Annotated in this window: 11 protein-coding genes; 4 read left to right on the forward strand and 7 right to left on the reverse strand. The window is 39.3% G+C overall.

Features of this window, described 5'->3' with window-relative positions; all coding sequences use genetic code 11:
* Positions 1-265 precede the first annotated feature (265 nt).
* The 3 genes from F3D68_RS10580 to F3D68_RS10590 are packed head-to-tail and all read left to right on the forward strand — an operon-like array spanning position 266 to position 1,938.
* A complete protein-coding gene (locus F3D68_RS10580; RefSeq protein ID WP_151194408.1) occupies positions 266-646 on the forward strand; it encodes a hypothetical protein in 381 nt (126 codons plus the stop codon).
* A 10-nt stretch (positions 647-656) separates the two neighbouring features.
* Positions 657-1,298 carry a hypothetical protein gene (locus F3D68_RS10585; protein ID WP_151194409.1) on the forward strand — a complete coding sequence of 214 codons (642 nt, stop codon included), beginning with the start codon at positions 657-659 and terminating at the stop codon, positions 1,296-1,298.
* The gene (locus tag F3D68_RS10590) at positions 1,288-1,938 is read left to right on the forward strand and encodes a calcium-binding protein (protein WP_151194410.1); all 651 of its coding nucleotides are present in this window, start codon (positions 1,288-1,290) and stop codon (positions 1,936-1,938) included. Before F3D68_RS10585 ends, F3D68_RS10590 begins: the two co-directional genes overlap by 11 nt.
* A 17-nt stretch (positions 1,939-1,955) precedes the next feature.
* Here F3D68_RS10590 and F3D68_RS10595 read toward each other — a convergent pair whose 3' ends face one another.
* The 7 genes from F3D68_RS10595 to F3D68_RS10625 form a co-directional block, all read right to left on the reverse strand.
* The gene (locus tag F3D68_RS10595) at positions 1,956-2,720 is read right to left on the reverse strand and encodes a cell division protein ZipA C-terminal FtsZ-binding domain-containing protein (protein ID WP_151194411.1); all 765 of its coding nucleotides are present in this window, start codon (positions 2,718-2,720) and stop codon (positions 1,956-1,958) included.
* Positions 2,721-2,796: 76 nt separating this feature from the next.
* Positions 2,797-3,933 carry a lipid-A-disaccharide synthase gene (lpxB, locus tag F3D68_RS10600; RefSeq protein ID WP_151194412.1) on the reverse strand — a complete coding sequence of 379 codons (1,137 nt, stop codon included), beginning with the start codon at positions 3,931-3,933 and terminating at the stop codon, positions 2,797-2,799.
* On the reverse strand, positions 3,933-4,706 hold the full coding sequence (lpxA, locus tag F3D68_RS10605) for an acyl-ACP--UDP-N-acetylglucosamine O-acyltransferase (RefSeq protein WP_151194413.1): 774 nt from the start codon (positions 4,704-4,706) through the stop codon (positions 3,933-3,935). Before lpxA ends, lpxB begins: the two co-directional genes overlap by 1 nt.
* A gap of 2 nt (positions 4,707-4,708) precedes the next feature.
* Positions 4,709-5,161 (reverse strand): 3-hydroxyacyl-ACP dehydratase FabZ, encoded by a 453-nt coding sequence (gene fabZ, locus F3D68_RS10610; protein ID WP_151194414.1) that lies wholly within the window; start codon positions 5,159-5,161, stop codon positions 4,709-4,711.
* A gap of 22 nt (positions 5,162-5,183) precedes the next feature.
* The gene (gene lpxD / locus F3D68_RS10615) at positions 5,184-6,206 is read right to left on the reverse strand and encodes a UDP-3-O-(3-hydroxymyristoyl)glucosamine N-acyltransferase (RefSeq protein WP_191092803.1); all 1,023 of its coding nucleotides are present in this window, start codon (positions 6,204-6,206) and stop codon (positions 5,184-5,186) included.
* A 72-nt stretch (positions 6,207-6,278) separates the two neighbouring features.
* Positions 6,279-6,554 (reverse strand): 30S ribosomal protein S20, encoded by a 276-nt coding sequence (rpsT, locus tag F3D68_RS10620; RefSeq protein ID WP_151194416.1) that lies wholly within the window; start codon positions 6,552-6,554, stop codon positions 6,279-6,281.
* A 253-nt stretch (positions 6,555-6,807) separates the two neighbouring features.
* Positions 6,808-7,503, reverse strand: coding sequence for a response regulator transcription factor (locus tag F3D68_RS10625; protein ID WP_191092804.1), 696 nt, complete (start codon positions 7,501-7,503; stop codon positions 6,808-6,810).
* A 233-nt stretch (positions 7,504-7,736) separates the two neighbouring features.
* Here F3D68_RS10625 and F3D68_RS10630 point away from each other — a divergent pair, with 233 nt between their 5' ends.
* Positions 7,737-8,267 (forward strand): hypothetical protein, encoded by a 531-nt coding sequence (locus F3D68_RS10630; RefSeq protein WP_151194418.1) that lies wholly within the window; start codon positions 7,737-7,739, stop codon positions 8,265-8,267.
* Positions 8,268-8,382: the final 115 nt, after the last annotated feature.

The following is an 8,382-nucleotide window of genomic DNA, read 5'->3' on the forward strand; positions in this document are numbered from 1 at the left end:
CACTAAAGCCTGATTTAGCAGCGCAGCCAATCTGGGTGAGTTTATCTTCTTGTCTGAGTTTCATGTATAGCTTTACCTGTTCTGTTGTGACTCGTTTTCTTGCCATACCTTAATCTTAACTATCTGCAGCTTTATTGATTAAGGAATAGCCTACATGATTTAACCGGCAATTCTAGTTGTCGTGACCGGTAAAGCTAATTGTCACCTAATAAATAACCACTTGTTGTCAGCAGATTTTTTTAGTTATGCAATAGGCATTCAGCTTATGGATTTACCAGCAAAACCACAATTCGTTACGTTTCCACTCAGTTATGAAATATTTGTTCGTCAACAGGGTTGGGAAACCAATAAATACACTTGGGCAATTATAGACATATATGAATGTACAATAAATGGCGTCAAAAGAGAGTGTTACGGGCAACCAAATATCCCCAAATATGCCAATATAGGCAAAAACATTAAAAGCCCCTTAGATGTGGCGCAATATTTTAAATTTATTCCCAGAAGAGCTGCCAAGTATGATTCTTTAGTTTATGGGGAGCAGGATTCATGGGTTATAACAAGAAGAGCTAAGCTCTCAGACTCAAAGTGGCTAATCGATACCCCCATGTATCAACAAATAAAAGATATATACAACAAACAATAGGAGAACAATCATGGCTAAGATAATAACACAGCAGCAAGCTGCCATATTAAGCAATCTTATCTATGCAATAAGTACCGAAGGTGACAATAAAGGCAATTATATTTTTGATAATTCGGTAGTTGCTAATAGTGACAAAAAAGATTTAACGCTAAACGATTATATTTATGATGAGCACGGTGATTTTAGAAAAGGCATCCCTGATGATATTAAACAACAAATTGCGACTATGCCGGCACAATTTAGCGAAGTTTTAAATAATTTTCAGTTAAGGGAGACAAGTACGACAATTGAGCATAATGGAGAGGTCGGTGTGGGCGGTCTGGATTATTATGGTATTGCAATCAATCCGATTAATGACAAAACAAGTATTGCAATAGTCAATAAAGGGACTGATAGTGCAGGTGATGTTATCTCGGATGTGCAAATGCTTATTGGTAATATTGCTGATAATATGCTTGCTGGAGTGACTTTTGTGGATAAAATTCGAGATAATTTAAAACCCATGACGATCTCCACCACGGGTCATTCGTTAGGTGGCAGTATTGCACAAGCGCAAAGTGCGATGTTAGGTGAGCAGTTAGGCGAAAGTATCACATTTGAAGCCTTTGGCATCCAAAACATTATAAATCCATTAAAGATTGATGGGCATTAGTTTTGAGGGTTTAAGCTTAAGTAAACAGGGTAACACCTTGAATATTCAGGTTGGGGATGATGCAACTAATCGTGTACTCATAGAGAATTTTTATGCAGTAAGTGGCTATACCCGTACAAAAGTTGGTGGGTTTGAATTTGCTGATGGCACGGTGATTAAAAGAGAAAATGTACAATCAGGTAGCGATAATCATGATGTGCTAGTTGCAAATGGTGATCTAAGCTATCTTCATGGTGGTAGTGGTCAAGATAGCTATGAAGTTGATTTTGCACAAACACAGAAAACAGTTGTTGACAACTATGATAACGATAACAGTAGTGACTTTATGAAGCTAAATGGCGTTAAAACGACAGATTTACGCTTTTATCGTGAAGTCAGTAACCTGATGATTAAGAATTTGGCGGATAGCAACAAGCCGCGAGAGATTGTGGTTCAAGATTGGTTTGAATCTGAAGCGCATCAAATTGATGAGATTGGGGTTGAGCAATTCGTGCTGAGTAATAAACAAATCGATGTGATTATCCAAACTTTGGCAAGCTTTAATGTTGAAACTGGTGTTGGTGAGGATTTGTTAAGTCAAGATCAACAGGATGAAATCAAAAGTGTATTGGCAAACTCGTGGATACCAAAAAGTGCTTAAAGTTATGTGATGATAGTTTACTTTTTAGCTTCAAACTGCTTAACGTGTTGTGTATAAGCACTTTGATCATGACTGGTGAAGCGGCGTTTGTGTTCGTTAAGTAGGGTGCCACCTAAGCGCATGTTAATTTTCTCAATGCTCTTAGTGAAATGATCAAAGCACACTTGTGGCTCATAAAATTGTACAAGATCAGCAATATCACAACGGCATAATAGGCGTGTGTAATCTTTTTGTGTGAAACTCTCAGGATCAAATCCTTTGACTGGCGCGTCAGCTTTGATGCTAAATAAGACGTCTTTGTCTTGGGTTAACAGCTCAAAGCTTTGATCCTCAGCGTTAAAGCTTAAACCGCTGTGTTTAAACAAAGTATCTAGATCTTCACCATTAAATACGTAACCACGCGGTGCGCTAATAAAATAGTTGACAATCCCTTTTTCGAGTTGCGGATAATCCGCATGAGATGTTTCAAACTCACTAATTGGTGTATCGGCTAATGGATCAACTTTGATATCAGCGCCAAGCTCAATTTTTTGCGCAACGTCTACTGTATTTTTGTCATGTGATGTTGCATCTTTATGTGATTGCTTGGTATCAGCTTGTTGTTTATGTGCTGTTTTTTCTGATTTTTGCGCTTTTTTGACAGCTTTCTCTTTTTCTTGAATGGCTTGCAGCTCTGCCATCTCACGCTTATATTTCTTGCGCTTGCTGCGGCGAAATGCATCAATCAACAGTAAAATCACGATGATAATACTAAGCAATAAAATCAATTGAACTTGAGTCATATTTATAATCTATATAATGGTATTTCAATAGTGGCTTATTCTAATCAATGCATGCCTAATTAAAAAGACAAAAGCGCTAAGAATCTAATAAATTTATAATTTCATCGCTGACTTTGCGATCAGCGTCATGCATTAATAGCTGATGTAAGCGGTGAAAAGTTGCTTTAATCTCTTGAGTATACGCTTGATCGTCAAAGAATCGTTTTAACTCATGAGTAATTTGATTAGCTGTGAAATTTTTCTGCAAGAGCTCTGGGACTATTTCTTTATCAGCAAGAATGTTTGGCAAGCCAACAAATTTTGTTTTTAGCATGTACTTAACAATGGCTGCTGTGATTGTTGACATTTGATAACCAATAACCATCGGCTTTTTATAAAGCATCGTTTCAAGTGCGGCGGTACCTGAGGCGACCAAGGCAAAGTCACAGGCTTGTAGCACCATGTGCGCATTGCCATTGAATTTCTGAATATTGAGCTTATCAAGCAGTTCTTGATGTTTATTAATCTCACCATATAAACTTTCTTTCGCTACAGGCAGCAAGGTATCAAACTCATAACCTTGGCGTTTTAACTCGGCAATGCTGTGTAAGAAAACTGGTAGGATGCGAATGATCTCTTGTGTGCGACTGCCTGGTAGTAATGCAATAACTTTCCTATTGGGGTTTGTATCAATATCCAGTTGCTTGCGTGCGCCAACAGTATCCTCATTCATCGGCACTTTATTGGCTAAAGGGTGCCCGACAAAGATCGCTTTGTGTTTATGTTTTTGATAAAAAGCTTCCTCAAAAGGCAATATCGCAAAAACGACATCAGTAGCACGTTTGATCTTTTTCATGCGACCTTCGCGCCATGCCCAAACAGACGGGCTGACATAGTGCGCAGTTTTGATGCCACGCGCTTTAAGCTTAGCTTCAATCGGTAGGTTAAAGTCAGGTGCGTCAATACCAATATAGATATCTGGTGGATTATCTTGGCAATGTTTGAGAATTCCTTTGCGCACCTTTAAGATAGCCGGAAGGTGCTTTAACACCTCAAAAAGTCCCATGACGGATAGCGTTTCAATGGGATAAAAGCTTTTAAGTCCGGCATCAATCATTTGCTGACCGCCAATACCTTCTAGAATGGCGTGAGGGTAATGCTGTTTTAGTAAACGCACAACGCCCGCACCCAGCTGATCACCAGAGAGCTCGCCAGCAACAAGCATAATACGCATTAGCGAATGATCCCGCGTTTTGAGCTTTCTAGTAATGTAACAAATCGCTCAATGGCGGGTGTTTCTTGTTGCATGACTTTAAGTTTTTCAATGGCTTCAACTAAACGTAAACCTTGACGATAAATGATTTTATAAGCTTCTCGGATCTGGCGAATATCTTGCGAGGAAAAGCCTGCTCTTTTTAAGCCTTCGACATTAATGCCGCAAGGCGAGGTAGTAGGTGATGCCGTCACCATCAAATAAGGCGGGACATCTTGTGTGATTAGTGCCATATGGGCAATAAAAGCGTACGCTCCAATGCGACAAAACTGGTGAATCCCTGAGTTAATGCCAATGGTGGCAAAATCATCGACATGTACATGACCAGCAAGTGCTGCGTTATTAACAAGAGTGACATTGTTACCAACACGGCAATCATGACCAATGTGCACATAATTCATAATCAGATTGTTATTGCCTACACGTGTAATACCATCTTCTTTGGCAGTGCCTCCGTGAATTGTCACGCATTCACGAATGATATTATTATCACCCAAAATAAGCTGTGAAAACTCACCATGAAAAGTGCGGTCAATTGGCTCTTCACCGACAGAGGCAAATTGGAATATACGGTTATTCTTGCCGATAATGGCATTTTTACCAATAACCGCATGAGCAGAAATATTACAGCCTTCACCGATTTTGGTATTTTCACCAATAATGGCATAGGGTCCTATTGTGACATTGTCAGCAATTTCTGCTGTTTCATGAATAACTGCTCTCTTATCGATCACGTTTACATTTCCCTATAAGCTGCAAGAAACTCAGCACTAGCAACAAGCTCGCCATCCACATAAGCTTGAGCTTCACTTTTGCACATACCGCGCTTGATCTTGCCCATCGTTGCATGGAATTTTAAGACATCACCTGGGACAACAGGGCGCTTAATACGCACGTTATCAATTCCTGCAAGCACAAAAAGTTTCTTATGATCTAATTGATCTTGTTCACTTCCCATCATTTTAACGCCCAAAACACCAATAGCTTGTGCCATGGCTTCAACGATTAAAACCCCTGGCATAATCGGTTGATTTGGAAAGTGACCATTAAAAAACTCTTCATTGGCAGTGACATTTTTCTGAGCAATGGCCGTGCCTTCCTCGACGTTAATTTCAAGGATTTTATCAATCAATAAAAAAGGGTAACGATGCGGTAAAATTTCTTTAATTTGTTGAATGTTAAGCTGCATGTGTAATGTGCCTTACGTTGGTTTATTCAGAATCTTTGCATTTTTGCTCGAGCATTTTAACACGAGTTTCCAGTTTATCTAACCTAAATATGCGCGCGCTGGTGCGTTTCCACTCCATATGCGGGCGAGCATTAAATGCTGCCGTGTAAAAGCCAGGCTCGGTAATGCTTTTGCTAACATTTGAGGCAGCTGCCAATAACACATTATCGCAGATTTCCAAATGACCACTGACGCCGACTTGACCGCCAAGTAGGCAATTTTTGCCAATAGTGACCGATCCGGCAACACCTGTTGAGCCTGCAATGGCGGTGTTTTCACCAATAATGACATTGTGTGCGATTTGCACTTGGTTATCGATTTTAACGCCATCGGCAATAATAGTGTCATCAATCGCACCTCGATCAATAGAGGTGCAAGCACCTATCTCAACATGATTGCCAATAGTCACCCCACCGATTTGTGGAATTTTAACCCAGTTGCCTTTTTCATCTTTGGCATTACCAAAACCATCTGATCCAATCACCGAATTGGCATGAATAATGCAATAATCACCAATATGCACACCGTGATAGATCGTGACATTAGGCTTAATTTCTGTTTTTGTGCCTATGCTTGAGTTATCTAAGATCACGCAATTAGCGCCAATAATTGCATTTTCGGCAATAGTCACATGCTCACCAATGACGACATTGGCGGCAATGGATGCATTTGCAGCAATTTTGGCAGAGCTTGCGATTGTGGCACTTGGGTGAATGCCAGAACGCGCCTTCGGTGCGCGATCAAACAAAGCAGCCACCTTGGCAAAGGCAAGATAAGGGTTATCAAGAACCACCGCGTTTGTTGGGCAAAGCTCAAGCGCCTCTTTGGTTAATAAAACCGCTGAAGCCTTGGTGTCTTTAAGGTCATTGATATATTTGCTATTTGCTAAGAATGAAAGCTGCCCTGATTTAGCACCTTTGAGTGTTGCTAAGCGATCAACGACAATTGACTCATCACCATGGACATAACCACCAAGATCTTCGGCAAGTGTTTTAAGTGAGTACATGTTTATATATCCTTATTCGTATAAAAAAAAAGCCCCATTAAGGAGCTTTTTGATCAACTGACTGGTGCGCGATTACGCAGCAGCAACTTCCAATGCTTTGATCTTAGCAACAAGGCGGCTCTTGTGACGTGCTGCTTTGTTCTTGTGGATTAAGCCTTTCGTAGCATAACGATCTAATACTGGCTGAAGTTTAGCAAAACAATCTTTTGCTAAAGATAAATCGCTTGCTTCGATTGCTTTAATAGTCTTCTTCATGAAAGTTCTCATCATTGAACGACGAGACATGTTATGTTGACGGTTTTTCTCTGCTTGTCTTACACGTTTTTTAGCTTGTTTACTATTAGCCAATGTTCTTCTCCGATTATTTATCTATATTTTAGGTATCAAGTGACAGATCACCACAATCAAGAAACGGACACGCTTTTCTGAAATAGGATCAACTGCTAATTTAAAATCGCAGCGTATTTTGAACCGATTTGAATAGTATGTCAATAAGCTTGTCGTATTGAATTGCAGAGACCTTGTTAAAAAGTGCAAAAAATCACAAATACATTATGATGGGTCAGTTGATTTACGAGTGGCATATTAAGACACAACGCATTTATCTATACTGCAAACGCCCGACAAAAACATAGCCATGACCGCGAATGGTTTGTAAAAGATTGGCTTGTTTGTCATCAATTTTGGTGCGTAGACGACTGATAATAACATCAAGTGAGCGACTGTCAGATTGATCTGCCATGCCAAACTTATCGGCAATTTCATGCTTGGAGATCACCTGTCCTGGGCGCGTTAGAAAAAGCTCAAGTAGACGCTGCTCGGTTTGTGTGAGATTAATTTTATTACTTAGGCTTGACAGTGTTTTATCATGTAAGTGATAGCTTAATGAATTAAAGATAATGGCTTTGGTTTGATTTGATTTGTTGTTCATACTGAATTTAATCAGATTATTAACGCGCGCATACAGCTCATGAATATTAAACGGTTTTTCCATATAATCATTAGCCTCGGCTTCAAGACCGATAATACGATTAACCTCGCCGGTGTTGGCAGAAAGAATTAAAATAGGAATGTCAGGCAACTCTTTGCGAATACTTTTGCATAGTTCAATACCATATATATCAGGTAAATTAAGATCTAGTATGACTGCCGAGAAGCGCTCTTTTTGTAGCATCTCCAAAGCATCTTGCCCACAACTGGCATGTGAGCTAAAGAGGAGTTTTTGCTCGAAAAAATGCGCTATTGCATCAGCAATCCCTTTGTCATCATCAATTATAAGCACTTTATTAATATTCATTTCTTTTTTTGCCCCATTTATATCCATGGCTTGTTACCCAAGTTTAGCCATTTTTACTTGATTCGTGAAGAACGATTATATCGGTGTTTTGATAGATGTAGTTAGCTATCAAAACGCATGTTATGTTAATGGCTGTTAACTAAGAAGAGGTTTAAATTATGCTTAAGCTGGGTATTATGTGCTCAGACGCTTCGGGGAGTGCTTGATGCATAACAAATGATAGGTAAAGTGGTATGAGATTTTTCGCAAAACATATATTAAGTACGTTGTCATTAGTCATGGGTAGCATGGTATATGCGGTGCCTTATAAGGACTGTGCAGGAATTGGTATAAATGGCATGTTTGACTATGTCTATAAAGATCAAAAAAACAATGGTCTGAATCTTGTTAAGCGCTTAAGTAACGACGCATGTCAAACAGGGTACTACAAAATACATCTTATTAAAGTTGAAGATCCTTTTGGCAATGATCCGGGTAAGAAGCTTAGCTTGGCTGATATGATGCAAAGCAAACTACTATTAACACCGCAGAAATTAGTTATTGGTCCAAAAAAACTGGGTGAAGTAGGTTTCAGACTGCCTGAAGGTAATAAAGAAGATCAATTACAATTTTATAAAATTATTTTTGAGCCTGTAACGCCATCTAAAGAGTTAGGTTTTGATATGGATAAAGTTTCCAATGAAGATGTAAAGGCGGGGGCAACTTTTACAATGTCAATAGCAAGCTTAGTGGTGGTTGAACCAAATAATCCAAATTATACCTAGTGCCTGACCGGAAATGACTGGAGATCATATAAAATAAGGCTTTGACGCCAGAGATTTCAAATGAAGTTTTTTAACTCTATTCTCACATAAGCTTATTTCACGTTGTTTCTTGATG

Origin of the sequence: Cysteiniphilum sp. JM-1, from assembly GCF_008711525.1 — a bacterium.
In the GTDB taxonomy this organism is placed as follows: Bacteria; Pseudomonadota; Gammaproteobacteria; order Francisellales; family Francisellaceae; genus Caedibacter.

What these genes read in the sequence shown, in the direction of transcription:
- F3D68_RS10580 (WP_151194408.1), top strand. Translation starts at nt 266, where the DNA reads ATGGATTTACCAGCAAAACCACAATTCGTTACGTTTCCACTCAGTTAT.
- F3D68_RS10630 (WP_151194418.1), top strand. Translation starts at nt 7,737, where the DNA reads ATGAGATTTTTCGCAAAACATATATTAAGTACGTTGTCATTAGTCATG.
- lpxD (WP_191092803.1), bottom strand. Translation starts at nt 6,206, where the DNA reads ATGTACTCACTTAAAACACTTGCCGAAGATCTTGGTGGTTATGTCCAT.
- lpxB (WP_151194412.1), bottom strand. Translation starts at nt 3,933, where the DNA reads ATGCGTATTATGCTTGTTGCTGGCGAGCTCTCTGGTGATCAGCTGGGT.
- F3D68_RS10585 (WP_151194409.1), top strand. Translation starts at nt 657, where the DNA reads ATGGCTAAGATAATAACACAGCAGCAAGCTGCCATATTAAGCAATCTT.
- fabZ (WP_151194414.1), bottom strand. Translation starts at nt 5,161, where the DNA reads ATGCAGCTTAACATTCAACAAATTAAAGAAATTTTACCGCATCGTTAC.
- F3D68_RS10625 (WP_191092804.1), bottom strand. Translation starts at nt 7,503, where the DNA reads ATGAATATTAATAAAGTGCTTATAATTGATGATGACAAAGGGATTGCT.
- F3D68_RS10595 (WP_151194411.1), bottom strand. Translation starts at nt 2,720, where the DNA reads ATGACTCAAGTTCAATTGATTTTATTGCTTAGTATTATCATCGTGATT.
- F3D68_RS10590 (WP_151194410.1), top strand. Translation starts at nt 1,288, where the DNA reads ATGGGCATTAGTTTTGAGGGTTTAAGCTTAAGTAAACAGGGTAACACC.